Source organism: Streptomyces sp. NPDC088733 (assembly GCF_044751185.1).
Taxonomy (GTDB): Bacteria; Actinomycetota; Actinomycetes; order Streptomycetales; family Streptomycetaceae; genus Actinacidiphila.
The window spans coordinates 17,981-43,325 of the sequence record NZ_JBIVLH010000014.1; the positions used below are offsets into that span (position 1 = coordinate 17,981).

The window sequence follows — 25,345 nt, forward strand, 5'->3', positions numbered from 1 at the left end:
ACGACGGTCCGGGCCGGCCCACCTCGGCCGGACCGAGCCGTCCCTCGTTCAGGGCCGCGGAATCGCGCACCGCCTGGTCGAAGAAGCCGGCCCCGCCACGCAGCGATCGCGCAGCCTCGCCGATCACCCGTCGCTGTCGCTGTCACGGCCGCACATCTCACGCCACTCCAGAAACGGGTCGTTCTGCCACCCCACCGCCCTGTGACCGGGTTCCAGGTCCAGCCCGGTCCCGCGGTCATGAGGGTTCAGGCTACGAGCAGGCGGAGGCCGAGCTCTGCTGCGTCGAGATCGACGAGGTCACGGTTGCGCTCGGCCCAGCGGCCTGAGGAAAGGTCGTCGCGCAGGCTGTTCACTGCCCGCTGCTCGGCCTCCGGCCCGACTCTGGTCCATACCGACACCGCGCGGCGCACCTGTTCATCCAGGTACGCCTCGGGCCGGCGCCAGTAGGCCTCGAGGAAGCCGTCAGCGCAGTCCCACGGGATGAGTACCGGCTCCATGCGAGCTCCGATCGCGCGGGCCAGCTGGTCCACCGAGGGCCGGCCGGCGACGAGGCCGGCGACCTCAGGCAGGTAGTCGCGGGTAAGCCAGAACCGGTGACGCCATCCGGTGTCACCGGTGTCGTGCGTGAACACCACCACGCGGCGGGCCACGCGCCGCATCTCGCGCAGCCCGGCGATCGGGTCCTGCCAGTGATGAACGGTGCTGAAGGCCATCGCCGCGTCGAAGGACTGGTCCTCGAACGGGAGGCTCTCCGCCGTGGCGGCCACGCACGGCGCCGCGCCCGTGGGACGCTGCGCCCGCATGACCGCCGACGGTTCCACCGCGGTCACGTCGCGGTCGGGTGGCTCGTAGGAGCCGGTGCCCGCGCCGACGTTCAGTACCGTCGTCGCGTCCCCCAGCGCCTCCCAGATCTTCGCGGCGATCCGCGGCTCGGTGCGCCGTGTCGCTGGGTAGGCGGATCCGATCACTTCGTACAACTGCGCTCCGAACATTGTCAGTTGTTCCTCAGGCGTCGTCCTGATGCCCATGGCCCGTGCCTCCAGTTCTATGTCGATGGCCGTCACCATGGCAGCGGCGCGCTCGCGCTGTTCCAGCAGCAGACCGCGCAGCCGGCGCAGGTGCGCGGCCGCGTCGGTGGCCGGGTCGTGAACCAGATCCGCAATGTCGCGCAATCCGAAACCCAGCCGCCGGTAGGCAAGCACCTCCCGCAGTCGCTCCACGTCGCGAGCCGAGTAGGCCCGGTAACCGGCAGCGGTCCGCGCGGACGGTTGCACGAGGCCGATCTCGTCATAGTGGTGCAGCGTGCGGACGCTCACGCCGGCCAGCTCGGCCACACGTCCCACGGTCAGGTGCTCCTCCACGTCACCGACAATGCGGCATCACGCCACGTGAGGGTCAACGCTCGCCCCTGTCCGACTCTCCCGGGCCCCGGAAGTCCGATCTGCGCCGTCAACCACCCCTGCCCTGGGAGAGTATGTGGGGGAGTGCGGCCTGCCGGCCGAGGTCATTCGGGTGGACTCGGCCGGGTGAGCCCCAGGTCGTAGGCGAAGATGACGGCCTGCACGCGGTCGCGGGCACCGACCTTCATCAGCACCCGCCCGACATGGGTCTTGACGGTCGATTCCGACAGGACCAGACGCTCCGCGATCTCGCCGTTCGTCCACCCCTTTCCGATGGCGACCAGGATCTCCCGCTCGCGTCCGGTCAGGGCGTTCAGCCGGGGGTCGTCGGCCGCCGCGGCACCGGGAGGGCGAGCCGGCAGGTGGTGGGCGTAGGCGTCGAGAAGGCGCCGGGTCACGGCCGGGGCGACGACCGCGTCGCCTTCCGCGACCGCACGGATCCCCGCCAGCAACTCCTCGGGGCGGGCGTCCTTGAGCAGGAACCCGCTTGCCCCGGCGCGCAGTGCGGCATGGGCGTACTCGTCGAGGTCGAAGGTGGTCAGGACGAGGACACGTGAGCGTCCTCCCGTGCCGACGATGAGGCGTGTGGCCTCGATGCCGTCCATGCCGGGCATCCGGATGTCCATCAGCACGACGTCCGGTCTCACCTCCGCGGCCAGCCGCACCGCCTCGGTGCCGTGCCCGGCCTCGCCGACCACGTCCGTCCCCGGCTGGCTCTCGAGGAGCATGCGGAAGCCGTAGCGTTGCAAGGGCTGATCGTCCACGATCAGAACTGTGGTCATGTCAGGCCGCCCACGGTGTCGAGCTCTTGGGGGAGTTCGAGGACGGCCACCACCGTCCAGCCGCCGTCGGAGCCGGGGCCCGCCGTGACCGTTCCGCCGTAGAGGGCGGCGCGCTCTCGCATGCCCGCGAGCCCGTGCCCCTCCTCTCCCGGCCGGAGGCGCGGAGCCTCGCCGGGCGGCCCGCTGTCCTCGACGCGGACCCGCAGCCGGGCACTGTCGGCGGCCACCGTGAGGTGTGCCCGCGTCTGCGGTCCGGCGTGCTTGAGGGTGTTGGTGAGTGCTTCCTGCGCGATGCGGTAGGCCATCAGCTGCAAGCCGCGGTCCAGGGTGTCCAGGTCGCCGCCCGCTGTGTAGACGACCTCGGGTCCGGCCGCGCGGATCCGGGAGCACAGGGCGTCGATGTCGGCGATGCCCGGCTGAGGGTTCAGCTCCGGAGCCTGGTGCGCCGTCTGGTCACGCAGCACGCCGAGCAGACGGCGCAGCTCGCCCAGCGCCTGCCGGCCGGTGTCACCGATCAGCGTCAGGGCCTCCCGGCCGCGCTCGGGGGAGGCCGCCACCGCGTACGCGCCGCCGTCGGCCAGTGTGACGATCACGGAGAGGTTGTGCCCGATGATGTCGTGCATCTCACGGGCCACGCGGGTGCGTTCGCTCGCCGCGGCAAGCCTGCTGCGCTGATCCCTCTCGACCTCCAGGCGGGCCGCCCGCTCCCGCAGGCCGGCCAGCTGGGCACGGCGGATCCGTACCGCGATGCCGACCGCGACGGCCGCGGTCGCGGTACTGAACAGGAAGAACGACGAATCCCAGAAGGACACCGCGGCGGACAGCCGTACCGCCACCAGCGCCAGGCCCCCGGCCATCGCCACGCAGGCCCACGCCAACTGCCGCAGCCGCCCGTGCAACGCCAGGCTGTACAGGGCGACCAGCAGGGCGACGTCCGCCCGGAGCACCGCGCCGAGGGCCCACTGCACCACGAACACCGCCATGACAGCGCCGAAGGCGGTCGCCGGGCGCCTGCGCCGCCACAGCAAGGGCAGCAGCAGACCCGCCTGCAACAGCACCGTCGCGGGCAGCGGCAACTGGGTGAAGGCGATCCGGTGCTCGCGCGGGCCGTCGTCGTCGTGGACCAGATCGGGAACGCAGAACACCAGCAGGACCACGATCACCACCAGCGTGTCCAGCACCCACGGATGGTCGCGGTCCGCCTGCCGCACACGCTGACCGACCCCGGCCAAACGCAGGAAGACCGGATGGCCCGACAGCGGATCGCCGTCCGCGGCCGGCGGCAGGCCCGGGTCGAAAGGGGCGGTGTCCTGATGGCTCATGGATGTCACTCGTTCATCGTCGGCGGGGAAAGGCCGTCGCGGCACCCGGAACGGACCGGATGCCGCGGGACCACGCTGCTCACACGTCGGTGCGCACCAGGCGGACGGCGGCGCCGGCCAGCGCGGCCGCCGTCCACACCACGAAGACCACCAGGCCGGCGAGCGGTGACAGCGTCGTCGCGTCGTGGTGCAGGGTGAACATCGCCTCGCCCGCGTTGCTGGGCAGGTAGGGGCTGATGTTGTCCTGCCACGAGGTGGGCAGGAGCGACACCAGGCCGGGAACGAGCATGAGCGAGGCCACCAGCACCGAGATGCCGCCCGCCACCGAACGCAGGAGCGCACCCAGGGCGACACCGATCACGCCGACCAGGCCGAGGTAGAGCGCCGCACCCAGCAGGCTGCGGACCACGCCCGCATCCGAGAGCGTCATCGCCGCCCGGGTCTGCGCGACGATGCCGCTGTCGGCGAGGAAGGTGGCGAAGACCCCGGCCGTGCTCAGCACGAGCGCGATCACGCCGAAGACCGCGGCCTTGGACCACAGCACCGGGAGGCGGCGCGGTACGGCGGCCAGGGTCGAGCGGATCATGCCGGTGGAGTACTCGCCCGCGGCGACCAGCACCCCCAGGACGCCGAGCGCCAGCTGGGCGAAGTTGGTGCCGAACAGCGACAGGCTCAAGGCGGTGGCATCCGCGAAGTCGTGGTCCATGGGCCGGCCCGAGGAGATCCTCGACTTGAACTGGAACGCGGCGATCAGACCGAACGCGACCAGGAACAGCAGGCCCAGCCCGAGGGTGATCCAACTGGAGCGCAGCGACCACAGCTTGGCCCACTCCGAGCGCAGCACACGCGCCGCGGTCACCTTGTAGGCGGGCCGTTCGGGCAGTACGGCGGACGGCGCGGGAACCGTGTCGGGCGCGATGGTGCTCATGCGGCACTCCTGAGGGTCTCGATGCCGGTCACGGAGCCGTGGTACTCCACGGCGTCCTTGGTCAGGTCCATGAACGCCTCCTCCAAAGAGATCGTCCGCGGGGCCAGCTCGAACAGCGCGATGCCGTGCCCGGCGGCCCTGAGCCCGATCGCACGTGCCGACAGACCGGTCACCAGAAGCTCCTCGGAGCCGGACCGTCCGGTGATCTCCACACCCGGCCCGGCCAGGACCTCGCGGAGCCGGGCGGGGTCGCCGGTCGCCACCTTGACCACGTCACCGCCGGCCTGCCGGACCAGTTCCCGGACCGTGGTGTCCGCCAGCAGCCGGCCGCGTCCGACGATGATCAGGTGGTCCGCGACGAGCGCGACCTCACTCATGAGGTGCGAGGAGACGAAGACGGTGCGGCCCTCGGCGGCGAGCCCGGTGAGGAGGTTGCGGATCCACAGGACGCCCTCCGGATCCAGACCGTTGACGGGTTCGTCCAGCATCACGGTCGCCGGGTCACCCAGCAGAGCCGCCGCGATGCCCAGGCGCTGTCCCATGCCCAGGGAGAACGCGCCGGCGCGCTTCCTGGCGACCGACTGCAGGCCGGTGAGCTCGATGACCTCCTCCACACGGCTGCGGGGAATGCCGTGGGTGTGGGCCTGGGCCATCAGATGGTTGAACGCCGACCGGCCGGGGTGGATCGACTTGGCCTCCAGCAGCGCGCCGACCTCCTGGAGCGGCGCGGCGTGCCCGGCGTAGCGACGGCCGTTGACCTGCACCGATCCACTGGTGGGCGCGTCCAGCCCGACGATCATCCGCATGGTGGTGGACTTGCCCGCGCCGTTCGGACCCAGGAACCCGGTGACGGTGCCGGGGCGCACCGTGAAGTCCAGTGCGTCGACCGCGGTCTTCTCCCCGTACCGCTTCGTCAGCTGGTGTGCCTCGATCATCGGACGCTCCTGGGTCGTCGTGGGTCGGACCGCCCGACCGCCTCACCTGCAACGCTAAGTTCCGCCACGGCGCGATCCGTGGTACCGGGGGCCGATCATCGGCCGGCCGGTAGTACCCCGGTACCACTGGCCGCGCGGACGACGGATCGGCCCTTACGGCTCGGAGCGGGCGCGCGACGGCCCGCCCGCCCAGTGGTCACGCAGTGGTCCCACGGTCAGGCCGCTCTCCTGGCAGGTGTCGAGGATGTGCGGCAGAGCGCCGAGGGCGGACCGCCAGGCACCCGGAGCGGACGTGCAGTCGGAGTCATGGAGCAGGATCGTGCCGCCGCCGCGCAGATCGGCGGTCACCGTGCGGTGGACGGACCGCGGGGTGGCACGCGCTCTCCAGTCCTCGCCCCAGCACGTCCACAGCACCGGCGTCAGGCCCAGTCGGCGCGCGGTCAAGTGCGCGGCAGTGGTCATGACACCGTACGGCGGCCGGAACAACCGGGGCTGCCGGCCGGTGAGGTCGGCGACCAGGTCACGGGCGCGGGCCAGGTCGTCGTACGTGGCTCGGGGACCGCGCAGCAGCAGCGGCCGGTGGCGCCAGCCGTGGACGGCGATCTCATGTCCCGCCAGGGCGATGTCGCGGACCAGGCCGGGGGAGCGGCGCGCCTCGCTGCCCAGGAGGAAGAAGGTGGCATGCACCCGTCGGGCGGCGAGCAGCCGCAGGAAGAAGGGGGTGGACAGCGGGTCCGGGCCGTCGTCGAACGTGAGGGCCACATGGTCGCTTCGGCCCTGCCCGGCCAGGCGGGGCATGACGCGGTTGCGCAGCGGTCCGAACGTGGAGACGACGGGCGCCGCATGGGCGGCCGCGAGCGCGGGCAGCGCCACCAGGGCGGTGGTGCGCAGGAATCGGGCGGTGGTCACGGCTGGCTTCCCTCGAACGTCGGGGCGGGTGTGAAGTCGTCGGGGTCGAGTCGGTGGTCGATCGCGCGCATCAGACCTGGATAGTCGTGCGCGGTGGCCGCCATCCCCAGCCCGACGCCGCCTGCCCACAGCCCGCACGCCACGGCGACGGTGGCGGCCAGCCGGTACACCGCGAGACGCGGCCGGGGCGTCCGGGGGAGGAGCGGGCGCCGTGCGGTCACGCTGCCGGGGTGCGGGACGGATGCGCCGCTCCGACCCGCCCTCAGGACGGCGGCCGCGGGGCCGGTGTCCGGTCCGGCGGCGAACAGGGCCAGTCCTGCGGCCCGTTGCAGCAGTCCTCGTGGGCCGTGGATGAGATCCGCGAGACCAGGGGCGAGAGCGTCGGGCGTACGTATCCACGCGGCGAGCCCTGCCTCGTCCAACGCGGCCGCGTTCGTCAGACCGTGACCGGGGATGCAGCGGTAACTGGCGACCGGAAGCCCGCAGGCGAACGCCTCCAGCGAGGTGAGACCGCCCGCGTTCTGCACCAGGACGTCCGCGGCGTTCATGAGCGCGGGCATGTCGTCGGTCCACCCGAAGACATGCCCGATGTCGTCCGCCCGCAGCCGTTCGGCCAGGGAGGTGTTGCGGCCGCAGACGACGACCGGGATCGCGGCACCGCCGGCACGTATCTCCGCCGCGACCTGCCGCACCGGCCCCACGCCCCAGGAGCCCGCGACCAGCAGAGCCAGCGGAGCATCCTCCGGCAGACCCAGCCGGGCGCGCGCCGCTCGCCGTTCCTGCGGGCCGGCCGGAGCGAATCGCGGATCGGTGACCGGCCCGCACACCCGTACGTCGGACGCACCCAGGGCACGCGCCTGGGCTGCGGGAACGGCGTGCGCGGCCAAGTGGGCGTCGACGCCCGGCGCCACCCAGAGCGGATGCACGGAGAAGTCGGTCAGGTAGGTGAGGACGGGCACGCCCAGCCGGCCGCCCAGGCGCAGCGCGCCGAGAATGCGGCTCGCGCCGGGGTAGGTGGAGACGATCACGCTCGTATCGGGGGGCAGCGCCCGCAGCACCCGCCGTTCGGCGACACGGAGCAGGGCGCCGGCCGCCGGGCCGGTCCCGCCCGCCTGCTCGGTACTGCTGTAGATCCGCTGGTAGGCCCAGGGCGCGTGGACCAGGAGCCGGTGGTAGGCGGTGCCGAGAGCCCGGCCCAGGTGTGCCGGCAGCAGGTCGAGGAGGTCGAACCGGTCCACAGGGGTGCCGCTGAGAGAGATGCGCCGGGCCAGCTCGGCGGCGGCGCCGTCGTGTCCTGCTCCCATGCTGGCGGAGATGATCACGACTCTGCCCGGGGTGTTCAGCGGCTCGGAGAGGGGGACGGCGTCCGCCGTGCTCGGGTCAACCATTCCGCGGACGTTCGACATGGGATTTCCTCCGTGCGCTGGTGGGAGCGGCGAAACTCTACAACATGTAGTAGATGGCGCCGCTCCCGTGCGCTTCTGCCCGCTACAGGCGTCAGGGTGTCCGGCGGTAGCCTGAGGGGCCGAGTCGAGAAAGGGGCGAGCGCAGTGCCCGACAAGCGTGACGAGTCCGGTGCGACGCCCCGTCGTGCACGCGGAGAGCTCGAACGTGACGTCCTCGCGGCCCTCTGGGCCGCGCGCGAACCGATGACGGCCGGCCAGGTGCAGCAGCGACTGTCAGGAGACCTGGCCTACACCACCGTCCTCACGATCCTGGTCCGGCTGCACGAAAAGGGCGCGGTGCACCGTCACCGGCAAGGGCGCGGCTACGCCTACGCGGCGACGCGCGACGAGGCGTCCCACACCGCCCAGCGGATGCGCACCCTGCTCGACGCCGGATCGGACCGGGAGGCCGTGCTGGCCCGCTTCGTCTCCGAACTCTCCACGGCGGACGAGCAGATGCTGCAGCGACTGCTGTCCGACAGTGAGGCGCACGGCGGCAAGGCTTCGTGACGGCCGGTCCGGCCGGGCCGGCTTTCGGGGGGCGGCCGTCGTCGGGCACCTGGTGCATGCGGCGTCCCTTCCGACGGCGAGCCTCGCGGATGCTTTGACCTACAAGACGTAGTAGCTCCGCTCGGGGTTCCCGTGGAGCCGTTCGCCGGCTTTCCGCCCGCCAAGGGGCCCCCGGCCTCGCTCACGCACCGTCGGTCGGTCCGTTCGCCTCCTTGCCGAGTCCGGGGGAGGAGCCACTCGACTCAAGCCGGTACCCGTGCCCCCGCAGGGTTGTGATGTCAGGCGGGCGGACCCCTGGCCGACCGGCGGCGGCACTCTCGTTCAGCCGGCGGCGCAGCGACGCGATGGTGACGTCCAGGGTCTTCGTGGGACCGAACCAGTTCTCGTCCCACACCTGCGCCATCAGCGTCTCCCGGGACACAGCCGTCCCGGAGCGCCGGGCCAGCAGCGCGAGCACCTCGAACTCCTTGGGGCGCAGCATCACTTCGTGATCACCGAGCAGGCAGCGCCGCGCCTCGACGTCGACGGTCAGGTCACCCACCAGCACCGGGCCCTCCTGGGGTGCGGCGACCGATGGTCGGCGCCGCAGGTGCGCCCGGAGCCGGGCCAGCAGCACCGAGAGACTGAACGGCTTGACGAGGTAGTCGTCCGCGCCCGCGTCGAGCCCGGCGATCACGTCGATCTCGTCGCTTCGTGCCGTCAGGATCACGATGAGCAGCGACGGGCAGTCGGTGCGCAGCCGGCGTGCGACGTCGACGCCGTCACTGTCGGGCAGGCCCAGGTCGAGCAGGACCACGTCCGGGTCGGTGCGGGACACCTCGGCGATGCCGCTGGTGCCGGTGCGGCACCAAGTGCAGGCGTAGCCGCCGCCCCGCAGGCCGGTCTCCAGGTGCCGGCCGATCACTTCGTCGTCCTCGATGACGAGGATCCTGGTCTGCGGGGAAGACGGTGCGGCCATGCTGCGAAGGGTAGGGCGTCCTGCTCCGGACGCGGCGGCGCCCGGCTGTGCGGCGGCCTCGGACGGCTCGCGGCGGGTCCCGTTCGAGGGACACGGTTCCCGCCGCGGCCGGTGCCGCGCCGGTGTCACAGATCGCGGAGTTCTTCGACGGCCGGCCGGGTGGCACGACGCGTCGCGTTCATGGCGGCGCCCGCGATCGCCGCGACGGCGATCAGGAGAGTGAGGACGAGGTAGGCCCACGGCACCGCGATGCTTGCCGGTGGCGGGTCGAAGACGCCGGTCAGGACCTTGACGAGCATCTGCGACAGCGCCCACCCGATCAGCACACCTCCGGCCAGCCCTGCCACCGTCAGCACCCCCGCCTCGCTGAAGGCCAGGCCCCGCAGTTGACGGCGCGAGGCCCCCAGCACGGTGGCTATCGCGAAGGTCCGCCGCCGTTCCGCCAGGCCGAGAGCGAGGACGATGCCCCCCGCCCCGGCAGCCAGCAGGACGGCGAAGACCAGCTCGATCCGGGTCAGACCCGACAGGTCCACCGAGGTCAGACTGGAACCCACGGTGGAGCGGGTCCGCGTGATGTCCGTGACGGTCGCGGATGTCCCGAGCGCGTGGTGCAGCCGGGTGGCGACGTCCTTCTGGCCGGTGCCGCCGGTGTCCACGAGGAACGCACCGATCGCGTCACTGCCCGTGGCCCGCGCCACGTAGCTCGCGTTGGCGACGAAGAAGCTGTCACTGGGGGCGGTGGGGAACTCCTTGACGACCCCCGCATAGCGGAACGGCACGGTGTGCAGGGCCTTGCTGCGGCTGTCCTGGAGCCGCAGATTGAGGGTGTCCCCGGGCACCAACTGGAAGTCCTTCACGGTCTCCTCGCTGACCAGCACCGAGTCGGGATGCGCGGCAAGGGTGTCCATCAGGCTCTTTGCGGTGCCGCCCGCGAAGTAGGCGTCCTGCAGCGACGTGGCCGAGGCGATGGTGGTCGGGCGGACGCCGTAGAGGTCCTGCAGGTCCGAGCCGACATAGGCGAATCGGTGCTGGAGGGGTTCCACATGGCGGACGCCGGCGACGGCAAGTCCTTGCGCTGCGTCCGGGCCGACGTAGGTCCCCGGTGACTGGGCGACCGTCACGTCCGCGCCGTTGGTCAGCCGGGCGTCCACCTCGGCCTGCTGTTTGTATGTCGCGTTGAATGTGGCTGTGGACGCCGCGAAGGACACCGCCAGCGCGAGCAGGACCACGGCGCGGGCCAGTGGGCGGCGCCCACGGGACATGCCGGCCGCGGTGGTGCCCGCCAGTGTGCCGGTCAGCGGCCGCACCGCGCGGGCCAGCGGGCCGCGCCCATGGGCGAGGGCCCAGGACACCAGCCGCCACAGCAGCAGCGCGGAGCCCAGCCACAGAAGCGAAGGGCCCAGGAACGCCCAGTAGGACACGGAGACGGCCGCGACACCCTCCGGCGCCAGGACCAGGGCGTACTGATTGCCGCTGGACGCCCGGAACACCAGGAACGCGACGGCGATGAGCAGGAAATCCACGCCGCACCGCATCCACCACGCTGTACGCCCCCGGTCGATGCCGGAGCGGGCCTCGGCGACGGACACGCCGCGCAGATCCCGCACCGCCGGCACCAGCACCGTGGCGCAGGCGATGGCCAGGCCGAGCAGCAGCGCCCCGGAGAACCAGCCCGCAGCCGAAGCGGTGGTGGCGCCGAACGACCCGGCGCCGAAGGCAAGTTTCCCGGCGAGCGCCGCGAGGCCCAGCCCCACCACCCCACCGCACAGGCCGACGGCCAGGGCCTCACCGGCAGCGGCTGCCGCCACCTGACGGGCGCGCAGACCCCGGGTGCGCAGCAGTGCCTGTTCCCGGCGACGCCGCTCACCACCTGCGCCGGCGACGGACGCCGTCAGCAGCGCGGCCAGGACCACCCCGGGAACACCGAGGAACAGGAACAGGATCTGCGCGTACAGGGCGTCCTGGCGCGCCGCGTCCAGCGCCGCGCCGAGATTGTCGCCCACGAGTGCCCCGCCGGCCGTGTGGGCCTCGAGGTTGTGCGCGGCTCCGGTGACGTCGGTGTAGGCGGCAGCAGGGTCGGCCGGCAGCGTGCCGTCGCGGCGGACGTGGAGCTGGGTGGTGACGGAGGCCGGGTCGGACGCCTTCTCCTGCGCGGTGAGCGTGGCGAACATCGCCGAAGGCAGCAGCAGGACGTTGTCGGGCGGTGCGGTCGGCTGGGACTGCGGCGGGGCGCCGACCTTCTGGAACAGGGAGTCTGCCTGGGGAAGGTCGACCACCCCGGCGACCGTCACGGTCGCCGGTCTGCCGCCCGGCAGTTCGACGGTGACCGTGTCGCCGACGCCGGCGTGGAGATTGGCGGCGGTCTGCTGGGCGAGCAGGACCCCGCGGGTGGAGCCGGTCAGCGAGCGGATCTCCGCGGGGAAGTCCCGCTGGTAGCCGTCGGGCAGGCCGAGCACCATGCCGGGGCCGGTGCTCTGCGTGGTTCCGCCGGAGACGGCGCGGAAGCCGGTGCTGCGGGCGAAGCCGACACTCTGCACGGTGTGCACACCGGGCGCTCGGCGCACCGCGCGCAGCACAGTGGCCGGGTCGGCGTCCGGCTGGACCTCGACCTGCCAGTCCACCGCGACAGAACGAACGGCTCGGGCCGTCATCGTCGACTTCGACGCGGTCAGGAACGCGCCCAGGGACGCCACCAGTGCGACGGCCAGGGCGACGCCGAGCGCGGTGCCCAGCAGGCGGCCGCGCCGGTGCCGGATGAGCCCGTTCAGCCAGGTGACGATCACGATGCGTTCTCCCGTGTCCTGGTCGTTGCCGTCGTCTCAGGGGGTGTGCCGGGCACGAGCCGGCCGTCGCTCATGGACCATTGCTGGTCCAAGCGCCGGGCGACGGACGGATCGTGGGTCGTCACCAGCAGCGCGGCGCCGAGGTCGTGGGCGGCCGCGAGCAGGACGTCCATGACGTGCCGTCCGGTGGCCCGGTCCAGCTGCCCGGTCGGTTCGTCCGCCAGAACCAGCCGCGGCCGCATGGCCACGACACGCGCGACGGCCACCCGCTGCGACTGTCCGCCCGACAACTCCTGCGGCAACTTGTTCCGCAGGTCCGCCGCATCCACCTGATCCAGAGCGGCCAGCGCCCGCTGACCGGCACCGCCTTCCGCGACACCGGCCAGAACCAGTGGCAGGGCGGTGTTCTCCACCACGTTCAGCGCGGGGATCAGGCTCGGTCCCTGAAAGACGACGCCGATGCGCGAGGCGACCCGGCCGGTGAGGGCGGGCCAGGTCACCTCCCCCTGTGTGGCGCGTTCCAGTCCGGCCATCAGATGCAGCACAGTGGACTTCCCCGACCCCGAAGGCCCGGTGACCGCGATCCGGTCGCCCGCACGGATCTCGCAGCTGGCGCCGTGCACCGCGACCACCGCGGTCGGGCCCCGGCCGAAGGTGAGCGCGGCATCACGGCAGCGCACCACGACCTCATCCACCTCGTCGGCGGTCATCGCTGAATCCTCCCGTCCCGCAAGGCGATCACCCGATCGGCGATCTTCACCGCTTCGGGGCTGTGCGTGACGATGAGCACGCCGCACCCCGATTCCGCGCGGCCGCGGAGCAGCCGCAGGATCTCCCGCTCCGTGGCGCCGTCCAGTTCCCCGGTGGGCTCGTCGGCGAGCAGCACGTCCGGATCGTTGGCCAGTGCGACGGCCAGACCGGCACGGGCCAACTCCCCACCCGACAACTCCTGCGGCAGGGCACGGGCCCGCCCCCTGATCCCGACCTGATCCAGCAGCACGCCGGCATCCGCAGGACCGGCGCCCCGCGCGGCCCTGCGCGCGAGGCGGATGTTGGCGGTGACGTCGAGGTGGGCGATGAGATTGCCCGACTGCAGCAGGATGCCGACGCGGCGTGCCCGGATCCGCGCCCGCAGTGCCTCGGGCCGGTGGCTGATCCGCTCCCCGCCCACGTGGACATCGCCGCCCGCCGGTTCGTCCAGCCCGGCCAGACAGGCGAGCAGCGTGGACTTGCCGGAGCCCGAAGGCCCGACCACGGCGACGGTCTCCCCACGCCGGACCCGCAGGCTCACTCCACGCAGCGCGAGGGTTTCCTCCTCGCCCGCGCGAAAGAACCGGTAGAGCTCCCGAGCGGTCAGCGCGTCCGGGCCGGGGACGGCCTCGTCCGGCGCCGCAACCGCGGCCATCACTGCCACCGCAGCGAGTCGGACACGATCCGCCAGGGGTCGACGTTGTCGGCCTTCACCGGCCCGGACAGCGTGAGGTCGACCTCACGGCCCTGCTGGTGGAAGGCGTACCGCTCGAAGGCGTCGTGCACCGCTTTGCCTGTGACGGCATTCGTGCCGGAGTCCCCCTGGTAGGTCAGGAGGACCACCGACCCCGCCTTCCGGCTGACGGTGCTGACCTTCCCCAGCGCGAACCCGGGCACCTTCTGCCGCAGTGCCGGCACCACCTGCGAGGTCACCGACTGCGTCGTCGGACCGGCGTTCGACGACGCCGAGACGATCTCGATCCGGTTCAGCTTGTCGGTGAACACGACGGTGTCACCCGATGTCGTGCGGGACCAGCCCTCGGGAACCTCGACCGTGAATCCACCCGCCGGTGGCCGGTAGGTCACGAACGCCTGGTTGTCGGGGATGTCACCGGCCGGGTTGACCTCCTGCGTTCCCGCGGTGCCGCCGTCGGCGGTACCGGACGGATCCGTCCCGCCGCCACATCCGGCCACCAGTGCCGCCATCACGGCACCGGCTGCTGCCGCGGAAAGGACGCACCTGCGTCGCATCATCGAACCGCCCTTCGTACGCGTGGCACGACTTGCCACACCGCCGACGCTAGGAACCGGCCGGTTAAAGGCCCCTTCGCGGAAGGTGAGAGGACGGCAAAACCCGATCATGAGCTGTCGCGGCGACTCCGGAGGTGTCCTGCGGGGGCGACCATGGGGGCATGAGACAGCGTGTGGCCCGGGTGGCTCTGGTTGCCGCCCTCGTGGCCGTCGTTCTGCTGGCCGTGCCCCTGGCCCTGGTGATCCGCGCGGCCCTGTTCGCCGATGAGCGCAACGAACTCGAGCGCGAGGCCCTGGCCGCCGCCGTGCGGGTCAGTCCGCAATTCGCCGCCGGCGACGCGGTGGAGCTGCCGGCAGCCCGGGACGGTGAACTGCTGGGCGTCTACGACACGGCCTGGCGGCGGCGCTGGGGCACGGGCCCCGCCGCGGCCGACGCCGCCGTGCACCGTGCCGCCACAGGGAAGGTGGCACAGCGGCAGTCGGCGGGCGAGATCGTCGTCGCCGTTCCCGTGTCCGACGCCGAGCGTGTCATCGGAGTGGTCCGGGCCTCCACGGACACCGGTGAGGTCTGGAAGCGCATCCTGCTGGCATGGCTGGCGCTGGTGGGCGTTGCCCTGTCCGCGCTGGGGGTGGCCCTGCTCGTCGCCCGGCATCAGGCCCGTGCGCTGACGGGTCCACTGGAAGCCCTCGCTGCCACGTCGGCGAAGGTCACCGAGGGCGATCTCACGGCCCGGGCCGCGCCATCGGGCATCGCCGAGATCGATCAGGTCGGCGCCACGCACAACGACATGGTCGAGCGCCTCGGCGGGCTGCTGCACCATGAACGTGAGTTCGCCACCAACGCGTCCCACCAATTGCGCACCCCGCTCACCGGGCTGCAACTGGGCCTGGAAGCGGCGCTGTCGACATCAGGAGCCGATCTGCGGAGCGCGGCACGCGAAGCGCTGGAGCAGTCGCGGTACCTTCAGCACACCATTGACGAAGTGCTCCGGCTGGCGAGAACCGGGGCATCCGTCCATGACGGGCCCGCGGTCCGCTCCGTCGGCGACGTCCTGGAGCAGGCGGAGCGGCGGTGGCACGGCCCGCTGGCGCAGGACGGCCGCCGCCTGGCCTTCGCACCGGAACCCGGCACCGGTGGCCTCGGTGTTCCCGGTCGGACCAGCGACCAGATCCTGGACGTCCTCCTCGACAACGCCCGCCGGCACGGACGCGGCACGGTGCGCGTGACCGTGCGGGAACTCGGGGGAGTGGTCGCCTTGGACGTGGAGGACGAAGGAACACTCACGCTCGATCCGTCCGCCCTGTTCGCCCGCGGCACCACCACCGGCCAGGGCAGCGGCATCGGCCTGGCGCTTGCCAAGGAGATGGCTGCCGGGGCGGGCGGCCGACTCGGCGTGACCCGCGACCACCCGACGACCTTCACCTTGCTCCTGCCCCACCAGGGGGAGGGCCCCGGCCGGCCGTCGTGAAGTCCTTCGCCCCGGATCCCGGAAGTCACGGCGTGCCCTGACGGAGCCCGGCCGCAGTCCGTCCTACGCTACAGCTCAATGTCTACAAGGCTGTAGGCGTACGAGGGCAGCCATGCTCCGTCCCGCCGAGCCGACGGGTCTCGACGGCAGCGCGGACGGCGACACCGCACCCCACCCTCGACTCCTCCGTGACAGCCGGCATCCCAGGAGGACCGAGATGGAGAAACCGCAATCCCTGGCCGTGCCCCCGGCCGGTGTCGGCGAGAGCGCGGGGGCGTACGCGGTGGAGAAGCTGCCGCAGGTTTCCCTCGCCTTCTGGATCATGAAGATCGCGGCGACGACCCTCGGCGAGACGGCGGGGGACCTCTTCGCCCAGACCCTGAAGATCGGCTACTTCCTCACCACCATCGCCCTGTTCGCCGTCTTCCTGGCCACGCTGGCCGTGCAGCTCCGGTCGCGGCGCTACAACCCCTTCGTCTACTGGACGGTCATCCTCTCGACCAGCACGGCGGGCACCACGATGTCCGACTTCATGAACCGTGACGCCGGCGCCAAGTACCTCTCACCCGGTGCCACGGCACTGGGCCGGGGACCGCAGGGCCTCGGTCTGGGATACCCCACGGGCGCGGCGATCCTGGTCGCGCTGCTGATCGCGATTTTCGCCGTCTGGCGGCTGACCCGGCTGCCCTTCGCCCTCCAGGACATCCGCACCTTCCGCGCGGAGGCGCTGTTCTGGACGGCGATCCTCGTGTCCAACACCCTCGGCACCTCGATGGGTGACTTCCTGTCCGACAGCTCCGGACTCGGCTACGCCGGGGGCGCGCTGCTCATCACGGGCCTGCTCGCGTGTTTGCTCGTCCTGATGTACGTGCCGGCCGTGCCGAACGTCCTGCTGTTCTGGATCGCTTTCGTCCTCACCCGCCCCCTCGGCGCGACCGCGGGCGACCTGCTGACCAAGCCCACCGCGAAGGGCGGCCTCGACCTGGGCACCGCGGGGTCCTCGGCGGTACTCCTCGCGATCCTGCTCGGATTCATGGGCCACGCGTATCTGCGCGAACGCCGAAGTGCCGGTCCCCGGAGCGGGCCGTCCGCCCGAACCGCGTAACCCCCCCCCTCGCGCCGGCTCACGTGCCGACGGCCTCCAGCAGGACATGGAGGTCGCCGACGGCGTCGACGGTCGACAGGGCGGCGACGGCCAGGAACGCCGCGGTGGCGGAGGCGAGCGCCGGGTGGTGGCGGAGCGGCGGGGCGAGCAGCGCGGCCACGCGCCTCGGAACCGGTCCCGCACCGGCGAGCGGCGACGCGCCACGGCCGATGATGCCCAGCGCAGCCCACGCGGGGCGGGCGGGAGCGCGGTGGGCGGCCAGCGCGGCCCTGCCGACCGCGCGCGCGACCCGGCGGCGGTCGCCCGTGCCGGCTGCCGCCTTCTCGTCGGCCCAGCGTTCGATCGTGTAGGTGACGGCGGCGGCGAGAGGGCGCAGGAAGGGGTTGGCGGCGGCGCCGAGCTGGGCGAGGGCGACGAAGGCGTAGTGATGGCCCGACAGGTGGGCCCGTTCGTGGGCGAGCAGGATGTCGCGCTCGGAGACGTCCAAGGTCCGCAGCATGCCGGTGGAGACCACCACGCGGCCGGGCAGGCCGGGGATCGCGAAGGCGTCGGGGACCTCGTCGTCGACCACGACCAGGCCGTCCTGCGCGGGCATGCACGCCGCCTCCAGCACGGCGGCGGCCAGGGACCGGGCACGGCGCCAGAGCATGCGGGCGGCCGTCACCACGGCAGCGCCCAGGAGGAGGCCGGCGATCAGTGCCACGGACAGTTCGGCGGGATCCTTGTGCTGCGCGGCGTGGGCCGACCAATGGCCGAGCCCCGCCAGCGCGGGGATCCGGATCAGCCCGGTGATCGCCAGCAGGCCCAGCGAAACGGTGCTGGCCGCCCCCAGGACCACGCAGACGGCGGTCAGCAGCCAGGTCGCCAGGCGCGGATGGCAGCGGTCCGACAGAGGCCGGGCCCCGAGCGGGGCGAACAGCGACAGCAGCAGCGGCAGGTAGACGGCGATGCGCATCCGGCGCCCCTCTACGGATTCTGGTCGGGGCCGAGCAGCTGACGCAGGAGCTCCGCGTCGGCGGACGACAGGCCGTCGGCGAAGCGCGCGAGCACCGCCTCGCGATCGGGCCGCTCCTCCAGGACGGAACGCATGCGGCGGGCGGCGAAGCCGGGTTCGTCGGTCACCGGGGCGTAGGCGTAGGCCCGGCCGCGCTGCGTGCGGGTGAGCAGGTTCTTGGCGTACATGCGGGTGAGGATCGTCACCACGCTGCTGTAGGCCAGCTCGCCTTCCAGGCGCTCGGCGACCTCGCCAGGGGTCAGCGCACCCTCGGCCCGTTGCAGCACACCGAGGATCTCCGCCTCGCGTTCGCCGTTCGCCCGCTTGGGGCCCCGGCCCTGGGTGGGGGAGCTCATGACGTTTGCCGGTCCTCCTGAAATCTTCTACAGTCACGTAAAACCTCTACGGCGGTGTAGACGCCGTTGCCTCCCGAGTGTGCCATGCGCCCCTACCCGCCGGTCCAGACCCCCCGGCCCGCGCACGGCGGAAAGGCCTGTTGGTGCTCCACGCCCTCAACCCGCTGGATGCCACCTCACTGCTGACGGCGTTCGGCACCGTGGGTGTCTTCCTGGTGCTGTTCGCCGAGACCGGACTGCTGATCGGGTCCTTCCTCCCGGGCGACTCGCTGCTGTTCACCGCGGGACTGCTCTGCACCACCGGCGCCGGCGGCCTGCACCTGTCACTGCCCCGGGTACTGCTCGCGGCGGCGGCCGGGGCGCTGCTGGGAGCGCAAGCCGGCTATCTGATCGGCCGCCGCGCCGGCCGGACCCTGCTGAGCCGCACGCGCAACCGGCATCTGACCGACGGCATGGCCCGCGCCGAGGACCTGCTCGCCCGCTACGGCCACGGCAAGGCCATCGTCCTCGCGCGCTTCGTCCCCGTCGTACGGACCGTGCTCAACCCGCTGGCCGGAATCGTCCGCGTACCCGCCGGGACCTTCGCGCTGTGGCAGGCCGTCGGCGGTGTCGTGTGGACCGTCGGCCTGGTGCTCGGCGGCTACGCCCTCGGCGCGAGCATCCCCAACGTCGACCGCTACCTGCTCCCCCTCGTCGGCGTGATCGTCGCCCTCTCCCTGCTGCCGCTCGCCGTGGAGCTGCTGCGCGCCCGCCGCACCCGCGCCGGCACCGAGCCGGAACGGCAGCCGGAACGACGCTCCGTGTGATGACCCCGTAGCCCCTCGTCCGGCAGCACCGCAGCACCGCCGCACCGCCCGCGACCACCCAGCGACCACAGAAACGGAACCCCATGAGTGCCATCAGCGTCGGCCAGGCCGCAGTCCTGGGAGTCGTCGAAGGAATCACGGAATTCCTTCCCATCTCCTCCACCGGCCACCTGAAGATCACCGAGGGGCTGATGGGTATCCCCGTCGACGACACGTCCGTCGTCGGCTTCACCGCCGTGATCCAGGTCGGCGCGATCGCCGCCGTGCTCGTGTACTTCTTCAAGGACATCGTGCGGATCGTCTCCGCCTGGGGCCGCGGCATCGTCAACCGCCAGGAGCGCTACCACCACGACTACAAGTTCGGCTGGTGGGTGATCTACGCGACGATCCCGGTCGTCGCCGTGGGCCTGGCCGCGAAGAAGCTCATCCAGGGTCCGCTGGCCTCCCTGTGGGTGGTCGCGGGCTCGCTGATCGTGGGCAGCGGTGTGATGTGGGCCGCCGACCAGATGGGCCGGCACAAGCGCGGTGAGGACGACACCTCGCTCAAGGACGCGATGCTCGTCGGCTCGTCCCAGATCCTCGCGCTGCTCTTCCCCGGCTTCTCGCGGTCCGGCGCGACGATGTCCACCGCGCTGATGCTCGACCTGGACCGGGTCGCCGCCACCCGTCTGTCCTTCTTCCTCGGCATCCCCGCCCTGACCGGCGCCGGCCTGTACGAACTGAAGGATGCCGCCGGCGCCGGGACCGGCCTCGCCCCGCTCGTGGTGGGAACCGCGGTCTCCTTCGTGGTCGCCTACGCCTCGATCGCCTGGCTGCTGAAGTTCGTCGCCAAGCACTCGTTCAACGCCTTCGTGGTCTACCGCGTCGTCATCGGCGTGGTGCTGCTCGGCCTGCTCGCCACCGGCGCGGTCAACGCGTGAGCCGGCGCCCCGGATGAGGCCGGTGCGGTCCTGGCATGCAGGCGGCCAGGACCGCACCGCTGTCCGGGCTCAAGCACGTCAGTCCTGATCGGCAGGCGGGGGCGAGAGCACCGGGTCGTCCATGCGGAGCAGGCGGTACCCCTCGCCCTTGCCCGGGGACCGGCCCGGGCGGCGCGGACGGTAGGAGGCCGGCACAAAGTGCTTGGACTTCCGAGGCCGGAGCCTGCGCGCGGCGCGCGTCATCGCCGCGAAAGCGGGTGAGGCGCCGATCAGTTGACGGAAGACCCACGGGGTGAGTCCCGCCAGCCGGGCGGCGGTCTGCCAGCCCTCGCCCCGGCTGATCGCCAGCACGGCGACGCGGACCATCGCCGGCGTGACCACAGGGCCAGGACGCAGGCCGTGCGCGGCGGCCAGCGCGGCCGCCGATTCGACGGCCGCCGCGAAGGCGGGGTCCAACTCCAGCCAGCTCCGCAGGACCTGGCTAGGCACGCCTGCCCACACTGCGGCCGCCTCGGACCCCAGCCCGAGAGCCGTGGCCTGAAGCACGTCGGCCATCCTGGCCGTCGTGGCGTCCCGCTGACCGGGGTCGCGGCCGAGGGCCGCGTGCAGCCCGCGCTCCATCTCCTCCCGCGCGCACAGCCACGCCACCACCTGGGCAGCCGTGGCCTCGGGATCTTCGGCGGCACGGCCTTCGGGTTCGTCCACTGCTACTCCACGGGCGTGGGCTCGGCCGCCTTCTCCGGCCGCGGAGCGGACCGGGTGCGCTCCGGGGCGAGGAAGAAGGCCATCACCGGGATCAGGTACAGCGCCCAGACGAGCACCTGGATCAGGGTGGGGTCGGGCTGGAAGTTGAAGACGCCCTTGAGCAGGGTGCCGTACCAGGAGTCCGGCGGAATGGTGGAGCTGATGTCGAAGGCGAGGTGACCCAGCCCGGGCAGGATGTCGGCCTCCTGGAGGTCGTGGATGCCGTAGGCGAGGACCCCGGCGGCGACGACGACGAGCATCGCGCCGGTCCAGCGGAAGAACTTGGCCAGGTTGATGCGGAGCGCGCCCTTGTAGAACAGCCAGCCCAGGACGGCCGAGGTGGCCAGACCCAGCAGCGCGCCGACGAGGGGACGGATGCCGTCGCCGGTGGCCTGCACGGCGGTCCAGATGAACAGGGAGGTCTCGAGCCCTTCGCGGCCCACGGCGAAGAACGAGGTCACCACCAGCGCGCCGGTGCCGACGGCCAGCGCGGCGTCGAGTCTGCCCTGGAGCTCGCTCTTGAGATGGCGTGCGGTGCGGCGCATCCAGAAGACCATCCAGGTGACCAGTGCGACGGACAGCACCGACAGGCTGCCGCCGAGCGCTTCCTTGGCCTGGAACGTCAGGGTGGAGGAGCCGAACTGGAGCAGCGCGCCGAAGGCGAGACTGAGGCCGACCGCGAGGCTGACTCCGGCCCACACGGGCACCAGTCGGCGTCGGTTGCCGGTCTTGACGAGATAGGCGACGAGGATGCAGACGACGAGGCTGGCCTCGAGGCCTTCCCGCAGGCCGATGAGGTAGTTCCCGAACATGAGGTGGTGTTTCCCTTCCGCTACTTGGCGACCACGACGGCGGCGAGCCTGGACAGCGGCTCGGCCAGCCCGTTCACACCGTCCGAGAGGTCCTTGCGCCGGCTTTCGGGGACCTTGTCGTAGGAGACGTACGCGTGGTCGCCGGAGCCGGTCCGGTACGTGCCCAGCAGCGCGGTCAGGGCGGCGAACTGGTCGTCGAGTTCCCCGGTGAGCGCGGGGTCGTTCCTGGACGCGAGGGGCCTGAGGAGTTCGTAGGACTTCCGGGCACCTTCGAGGTTGCCCTCGAAGTCGACGAGGTCGGTGTGGGAGTAGCGCTCCTCCTCGCCGGTGACCTTGTTGTGGGCGACCTCGTCCAGCAGGCTCTTGGCGCCGTTGGCCATGGAGGTGGGGGTGATCTCGGCGGTGCCGACCTTCCTCACCCAGGTGTTCAGATCGGTCATGAGCCGGTCGGCGAGCTGCTTCTCCCTGTCGCCGATCCTGCCGTCGTGCCACAGCGCCTTCTCGAGCCGGTGCCAGCCGGTCCAGTCCGTGGCCGGGTCCTGGCCGGGGTCCAGACCGTCCTCGCGGAGGTCGACCTTCGGGTCGATGTCGCCGAACGACTCGGCGACGGGCTCGGTGCGCTCCCAGCCGATCCGCGACACGGCGTACAGCCTCTTCGCGGACCGCAGATCGCCCGCCTTCACCGCTTCGGTGAAGGCCTTGGCCTTCGGGAGGGTCTCCTCGGCCTGGGCGAGGACGTAGCTGCGGTAACCGGCGACGGCGGCATCGGCTTCGGGGCTGCGCTTCGCGGCGGTGGTGTCCTGACCGCCGGTGGCCCGCACCTTCTGGCGGATGCCCGCACCGGTCATGCCCGGTTTGCAGGCGACCTCGTAGTCGCCGGGCCTGATCTCGGTGGTGAGCGAGGTCTTGGTGCCCGGGCCTATGTTCTCGCGCTCCGCCGCGATCCGGTCATCGGGGTACAGCACGTACACCTCGGTGATCTTCGAGCCCTTGTTCTCCACCTCCAACGTGACGTGCCCGGAGGGGAATTCGGTCGTCGAGACCTCGCATGCGGTGTCCGAAGCCGTGACCTTGACGGCGCCGTCACCGCTCGCGGCTTTCTGCGCGCATCCGGACAGCGTCGCAACCGCTGCCACGGTGGCGGTGGCGCCGGCCAGCAGGCGCCGAGAGGTGGCGGACATGGGGGTGCCTCGATTCGCGCGGGGAGTGCAGGGCAGACAGGTGGCCCGGCCGCGCTGGAGTCTACAGATCTGTAGACGATAAGGAAAGGCTCCCCTTATTTGTGAGGGTGTCAGCGCAGCGATACGGGGCAGTGGGAGGGGTCTTCCCCCTGGGCCACCTCGACCCCGTCGTGCAGCCAGATCGCCCCGACGGACGAGGAGACGGCCGCGGCACCGCACACCAGGACCATGGCCAGCAGCACCGGGGCGAGGCGGCGGGTCGGAGCCTGCGAGAAGAGGGCCTTCACCCGCGCGGGTACCGGACCGCCGGCCGCACCGGTCGCGAACGAGGGCAGCGGGGCGCGCTCCTGATCACGCGTGACGGCCAGGGCGGCACGGCCGATCGCCCGCGCCGTCAGGGTGCGGTCGCCGGAAGCCTTCGCCGCGGCCTCGTCCGCGGCCCGCTCGGCGGCGAACGACACGTGCGCCACGGCGGCCGCGAGCCCCGGATGGCACCAGCCGGCGAGCTGGGCGACCGCCAGGAACAGATGGTGACGTCCGGCCAGGTGGGCGCGCTCGTGCGCCAGCAGCGCCTCGCGCTCGTTCGGGGCCAGGGCGCGGAGCATTCCGGTGGTCACCACGACGCGGCCCGAACGCAGACGCGCGCCAGGCAGGGCGTAGGCGTCCGGGCGGGAGTCGTCGAGCACGTACAGCCCGCCGGCCTCGGGGGCGCCGGCCACATGGTCGTGCGCCGCGCGGAACCTCCGTACCTCCGCGGTCGCCCGCCGCACGCCGGTCACGCAGGAGACCGCGAGCGCGCCGGTCGCCAGCGCCGACACGGCCACCGCCACGACGTGCGGACCCGCCTCCAGGGGCCGGACGACCTCCGCCCACTCCGCGACCGCCGGCACCTTCAGGGCCAGCGGAAGCAGGAGCACGCCCAGGCAGGCGACCACCCCGACCGCCAGCGCGGCCGACGTCACGGTGACCGCCCACAGCGCCACTTCGGGCCGCACCTGGAGCACGGCCCGCCGCGCCAGCGGCAGCAGGGCGAAGGGAAGCGCCAGCGGAATCAGCAGGAGCGCGATCATCGGCCGCCATCCTCGAGCAGCCTGCGGAGCTCGGCCTCGTCCGCCGGGCTGAGGCCTTCCACGAACCGGGCCAGTACCCGGCCGTGGTCCTTGTCCTGGTCGAGCTCCCGGTGCATCCGGCGAGCGGTGAGGCCGTGGGAGTCCTCCACCGGAAAGTAGGCGAATCCGCGTCCCCCCGGGCTGCGGTCGACCACTCCCTTCTCGTGAAGGCGCGCCAGCAGGGTCGCCACTGTGGTGCGGGCGAGTTCCTGCGGGATCGCCTCTCTGACCTGGGCCGCCGTCTGCGGTTTTCCCGCCGCCCACAGTGCCGCGAGCACGCTGGCCTCCAACTCGCCGGCCGGTCGCCGCTCGCTGTCCGCGTCCGCCATGGAACTGCCCTCTCCCCTCGATCGTCTACAGTGCTGTAGACGACTACTTCTCTGTAGACGCAAGTGTGTTGCCGCCCCGACGCCATTATCAAAGGGACCCGCACCGATGATCCTTCACCACCCCGTTTCACCGCAGGCAATGGACCTGGCCGTGAACGTGCTGGACGCCCAGTCCCTCCTCGCCGCCTTCGGCACGCTCGGCATCGCGATCGTCCTGTTCGCCGAGACCGGCCTGCTCGTCGGATTCTTCCTGCCCGGTGACTCGCTGCTGTTCACCGCCGGGCTGCTGTGCGCCGGTTCCGCGACCGCCCCGGGGCACCTCTCGCTGCCCTGGGTCCTCGCCGCCGCCGCGGCCGGGGCACTCACCGGAGCCCAGACCGGCTACCTCCTCGGACGGCGCGCCGGGCCGGCCTTCCTGAACCGCGTGAAGTCCCGCAAGATCCACGAAGGAGCCGACAGGGCCGGCGAGATCCTCCAGCGCTACGGATACGCGAAGGCGATCGTCCTCGCGCGCTTCCTCCCGATCGTACGCACGGTCCTCAATCCGCTCGCGGGCATCCTCGACGTCCCCGCACGCACCTTCGCCCTCTGGCAGGTCCTCGGCGGCCTGCTGTGGACCGTCGGCCTGGTCCTCGGCGGCTGGGCGCTCGGCGCGTCCGTCCCGAACGTCGACCGCTACCTCCTGCCGATCATCGCCGTCATCGTCGTGATCTCGCTGATCCCCGTCGGCCTGGAACTGACCCGGTCCCGGCGCACCCGCCGCGCCGAAGGCGGTGCATGAGCCGTCCCATGACCGGCCACGCCAACCCCACCCCCGCACTGAGCGAAGCCGAACCGGCCGCATCCGGCAGGCCGGTTCTCCGCTACGGCGGCACAGCCGCGATCGCCTTCGCGGCACTCGCCGCAACCGTCCTGATCTCCGGCGCCCGAGCGTTCCCCGCGGACCTGGACGTCCACCGGTTCCTGCTGGCACACCGCACCGCACCGGTCGTGACCGCTCTGCGCGCCGTGACCGCCACCGGCACCGGCGGTTGGCCCTACCTGCTGGCTGCGGCCGGTGGCCTGCTGGCGGCACCTGCCGTACGTCTTCCCGTCCCACGCGGGCGGGCGGTACGGACCCTGCTGCTCTGCCTCGCCTTCACCGGGTGGCTGGCTCTCGGGCAGGCGGTGAGGTTCGCCCTCATGACGGCCATCGCCCGGCCGCGGCCCCCCGGCGAGGACTGGATCACCCATGCCTCCCGCTGGTCCTTCCCCTCCGGCCACGCCACCACATCGGCGATGGCGGCAGGCCTCCTCGTCACCGCGCTCGCCGTCCGCCGCCCGCCGGCGTGGCGGCTGTGGGCCATCCTGCCGCTGTGCTGGGCCGTTCTGGTCGGGGTCAGCCGCTTGTGGCTCGGCGTGCACTGGGCCAGTGACGTGGTGGGCGGATGGCTGCTGGCGACCACGTGGATCCTCCTCGGCGTCGCGATCGCCGCGGCCTCGGGCCTGTTGACCACACGAACGAGGGGCCGCGGTGACGAACAGGGTGAGAGCTGATCGCCGCGGCT

Annotated in this window: 26 protein-coding genes; 7 read left to right on the plus strand and 19 right to left on the minus strand. The window is 72.2% G+C overall.

What is annotated here, in order from left to right:
* Positions 1-245: 245 nt before the first annotated feature.
* The 7 genes from ACIP64_RS24805 to ACIP64_RS24835 all read right to left on the minus strand — a co-directional run bounded on the left by ACIP64_RS24805 (position 246) and on the right by ACIP64_RS24835 (position 7,664).
* Positions 246-1,334, minus strand: coding sequence for a methyltransferase domain-containing protein (locus ACIP64_RS24805; protein ID WP_401591112.1), 1,089 nt, complete (start codon positions 1,332-1,334; stop codon positions 246-248).
* A 170-nt stretch (positions 1,335-1,504) separates the two neighbouring features.
* Entirely contained in the window at positions 1,505-2,182 is a 678-nt protein-coding gene (locus ACIP64_RS24810) for a response regulator (protein ID WP_401590675.1), read from the minus strand.
* Entirely contained in the window at positions 2,179-3,504 is a 1,326-nt protein-coding gene (locus tag ACIP64_RS24815; protein ID WP_401590677.1) for a sensor histidine kinase, read from the minus strand. The genes ACIP64_RS24810 and ACIP64_RS24815 overlap by 4 nt, the downstream gene beginning before the upstream one ends.
* Positions 3,505-3,583: 79 nt before the next feature.
* The gene (locus ACIP64_RS24820; protein WP_401590680.1) at positions 3,584-4,432 is read right to left on the minus strand and encodes an ABC transporter permease; all 849 of its coding nucleotides are present in this window, start codon (positions 4,430-4,432) and stop codon (positions 3,584-3,586) included.
* Positions 4,429-5,367 carry an ATP-binding cassette domain-containing protein gene (locus ACIP64_RS24825; protein ID WP_401590683.1) on the minus strand — a complete coding sequence of 313 codons (939 nt, stop codon included), beginning with the start codon at positions 5,365-5,367 and terminating at the stop codon, positions 4,429-4,431. The genes ACIP64_RS24820 and ACIP64_RS24825 overlap by 4 nt, the downstream gene beginning before the upstream one ends.
* 153 nt (positions 5,368-5,520) lie before the next feature.
* Positions 5,521-6,276 (minus strand): polysaccharide deacetylase family protein, encoded by a 756-nt coding sequence (locus ACIP64_RS24830; protein WP_401590685.1) that lies wholly within the window; start codon positions 6,274-6,276, stop codon positions 5,521-5,523.
* On the minus strand, positions 6,273-7,664 hold the full coding sequence (locus ACIP64_RS24835) for a glycosyltransferase (protein WP_401590688.1): 1,392 nt from the start codon (positions 7,662-7,664) through the stop codon (positions 6,273-6,275). Before ACIP64_RS24835 ends, ACIP64_RS24830 begins: the two co-directional genes overlap by 4 nt.
* Positions 7,665-7,826: 162 nt before the next feature.
* Between ACIP64_RS24835 and ACIP64_RS24840 the strand changes: the two genes are divergently transcribed.
* Positions 7,827-8,231 (plus strand): BlaI/MecI/CopY family transcriptional regulator, encoded by a 405-nt coding sequence (locus ACIP64_RS24840; protein WP_401590691.1) that lies wholly within the window; start codon positions 7,827-7,829, stop codon positions 8,229-8,231.
* 181 nt (positions 8,232-8,412) lie between these two features.
* Here the strand turns inward: ACIP64_RS24840 and ACIP64_RS24845 are convergent, their stop codons facing one another.
* From ACIP64_RS24845 to ACIP64_RS24865, 5 genes are all read right to left on the minus strand, one after another.
* Positions 8,413-9,189: a response regulator transcription factor gene (locus tag ACIP64_RS24845; RefSeq protein ID WP_401590694.1), complete on the minus strand. Its 777-nt coding sequence runs from the start codon at positions 9,187-9,189 to the stop codon at positions 8,413-8,415.
* 125 nt (positions 9,190-9,314) lie between these two features.
* Positions 9,315-11,972, minus strand: a complete 2,658-nt coding sequence (locus tag ACIP64_RS24850) for an FtsX-like permease family protein (RefSeq protein ID WP_401590696.1) — start codon at positions 11,970-11,972, stop codon at positions 9,315-9,317.
* A complete protein-coding gene (locus ACIP64_RS24855; RefSeq protein WP_401590698.1) occupies positions 11,969-12,682 on the minus strand; it encodes an ABC transporter ATP-binding protein in 714 nt (237 codons plus the stop codon). The genes ACIP64_RS24850 and ACIP64_RS24855 overlap by 4 nt, the downstream gene beginning before the upstream one ends.
* The gene (locus ACIP64_RS24860) at positions 12,679-13,377 is read right to left on the minus strand and encodes an ABC transporter ATP-binding protein (RefSeq protein WP_401590701.1); all 699 of its coding nucleotides are present in this window, start codon (positions 13,375-13,377) and stop codon (positions 12,679-12,681) included. Before ACIP64_RS24860 ends, ACIP64_RS24855 begins: the two co-directional genes overlap by 4 nt.
* Positions 13,377-13,928 (minus strand): hypothetical protein, encoded by a 552-nt coding sequence (locus tag ACIP64_RS24865; protein WP_360907944.1) that lies wholly within the window; start codon positions 13,926-13,928, stop codon positions 13,377-13,379. The genes ACIP64_RS24860 and ACIP64_RS24865 overlap by 1 nt, the downstream gene beginning before the upstream one ends.
* 206 nt (positions 13,929-14,134) lie before the next feature.
* On the opposite strand from ACIP64_RS24865, the gene ACIP64_RS24870 reads away from it, so the two are divergent.
* Together ACIP64_RS24870 and ACIP64_RS24875 are read left to right on the plus strand one after the other, a co-directional pair.
* Positions 14,135-15,442 carry a sensor histidine kinase gene (locus ACIP64_RS24870; protein WP_401590704.1) on the plus strand — a complete coding sequence of 436 codons (1,308 nt, stop codon included), beginning with the start codon at positions 14,135-14,137 and terminating at the stop codon, positions 15,440-15,442.
* A gap of 217 nt (positions 15,443-15,659) precedes the next feature.
* The gene (locus ACIP64_RS24875; protein WP_401590706.1) at positions 15,660-16,547 is read left to right on the plus strand and encodes a hypothetical protein; all 888 of its coding nucleotides are present in this window, start codon (positions 15,660-15,662) and stop codon (positions 16,545-16,547) included.
* Between the two features lie 19 nt (positions 16,548-16,566).
* Here the strand turns inward: ACIP64_RS24875 and ACIP64_RS24880 are convergent, their stop codons facing one another.
* Both ACIP64_RS24880 and ACIP64_RS24885 read right to left on the minus strand, forming a co-directional pair.
* Positions 16,567-17,502, minus strand: coding sequence for a M56 family metallopeptidase (locus tag ACIP64_RS24880; RefSeq protein WP_401590708.1), 936 nt, complete (start codon positions 17,500-17,502; stop codon positions 16,567-16,569).
* 11 nt (positions 17,503-17,513) lie between these two features.
* The gene (locus tag ACIP64_RS24885) at positions 17,514-17,897 is read right to left on the minus strand and encodes a BlaI/MecI/CopY family transcriptional regulator (protein WP_401590711.1); all 384 of its coding nucleotides are present in this window, start codon (positions 17,895-17,897) and stop codon (positions 17,514-17,516) included.
* 140 nt (positions 17,898-18,037) lie between these two features.
* Between ACIP64_RS24885 and ACIP64_RS24890 the strand changes: the two genes are divergently transcribed.
* The gene (locus ACIP64_RS24890) at positions 18,038-18,703 is read left to right on the plus strand and encodes a DedA family protein (protein WP_401590713.1); all 666 of its coding nucleotides are present in this window, start codon (positions 18,038-18,040) and stop codon (positions 18,701-18,703) included.
* 83 nt (positions 18,704-18,786) lie between these two features.
* Positions 18,787-19,623: an undecaprenyl-diphosphate phosphatase gene (locus ACIP64_RS24895; RefSeq protein WP_401590715.1), complete on the plus strand. Its 837-nt coding sequence runs from the start codon at positions 18,787-18,789 to the stop codon at positions 19,621-19,623.
* 78 nt (positions 19,624-19,701) lie between these two features.
* Here ACIP64_RS24895 and ACIP64_RS24900 read toward each other — a convergent pair whose 3' ends face one another.
* The 5 genes from ACIP64_RS24900 to ACIP64_RS24920 form a co-directional block, all read right to left on the minus strand.
* Entirely contained in the window at positions 19,702-20,328 is a 627-nt protein-coding gene (locus ACIP64_RS24900) for a hypothetical protein (protein WP_401590718.1), read from the minus strand.
* A gap of 2 nt (positions 20,329-20,330) precedes the next feature.
* Positions 20,331-21,179 (minus strand): iron uptake transporter permease EfeU, encoded by an 849-nt coding sequence (gene efeU, locus ACIP64_RS24905; protein WP_401590721.1) that lies wholly within the window; start codon positions 21,177-21,179, stop codon positions 20,331-20,333.
* A gap of 20 nt (positions 21,180-21,199) precedes the next feature.
* Entirely contained in the window at positions 21,200-22,360 is a 1,161-nt protein-coding gene (gene efeO / locus ACIP64_RS24910) for an iron uptake system protein EfeO (protein ID WP_401590724.1), read from the minus strand.
* Between the two features lie 110 nt (positions 22,361-22,470).
* On the minus strand, positions 22,471-23,430 hold the full coding sequence (locus ACIP64_RS24915) for a M56 family metallopeptidase (protein ID WP_401590726.1): 960 nt from the start codon (positions 23,428-23,430) through the stop codon (positions 22,471-22,473).
* Entirely contained in the window at positions 23,427-23,798 is a 372-nt protein-coding gene (locus tag ACIP64_RS24920; protein WP_401590729.1) for a BlaI/MecI/CopY family transcriptional regulator, read from the minus strand. The genes ACIP64_RS24915 and ACIP64_RS24920 overlap by 4 nt, the downstream gene beginning before the upstream one ends.
* A gap of 106 nt (positions 23,799-23,904) precedes the next feature.
* On the opposite strand from ACIP64_RS24920, the gene ACIP64_RS24925 reads away from it, so the two are divergent.
* A complete protein-coding gene (locus tag ACIP64_RS24925; protein ID WP_401590732.1) occupies positions 23,905-24,579 on the plus strand; it encodes a DedA family protein in 675 nt (224 codons plus the stop codon).
* Complete coding sequence (locus ACIP64_RS24930) at positions 24,576-25,334, plus strand: phosphatase PAP2 family protein (RefSeq protein ID WP_401590734.1); 759 nt, start codon at positions 24,576-24,578, stop codon at positions 25,332-25,334. Before ACIP64_RS24925 ends, ACIP64_RS24930 begins: the two co-directional genes overlap by 4 nt.
* Positions 25,335-25,345: the final 11 nt, after the last annotated feature.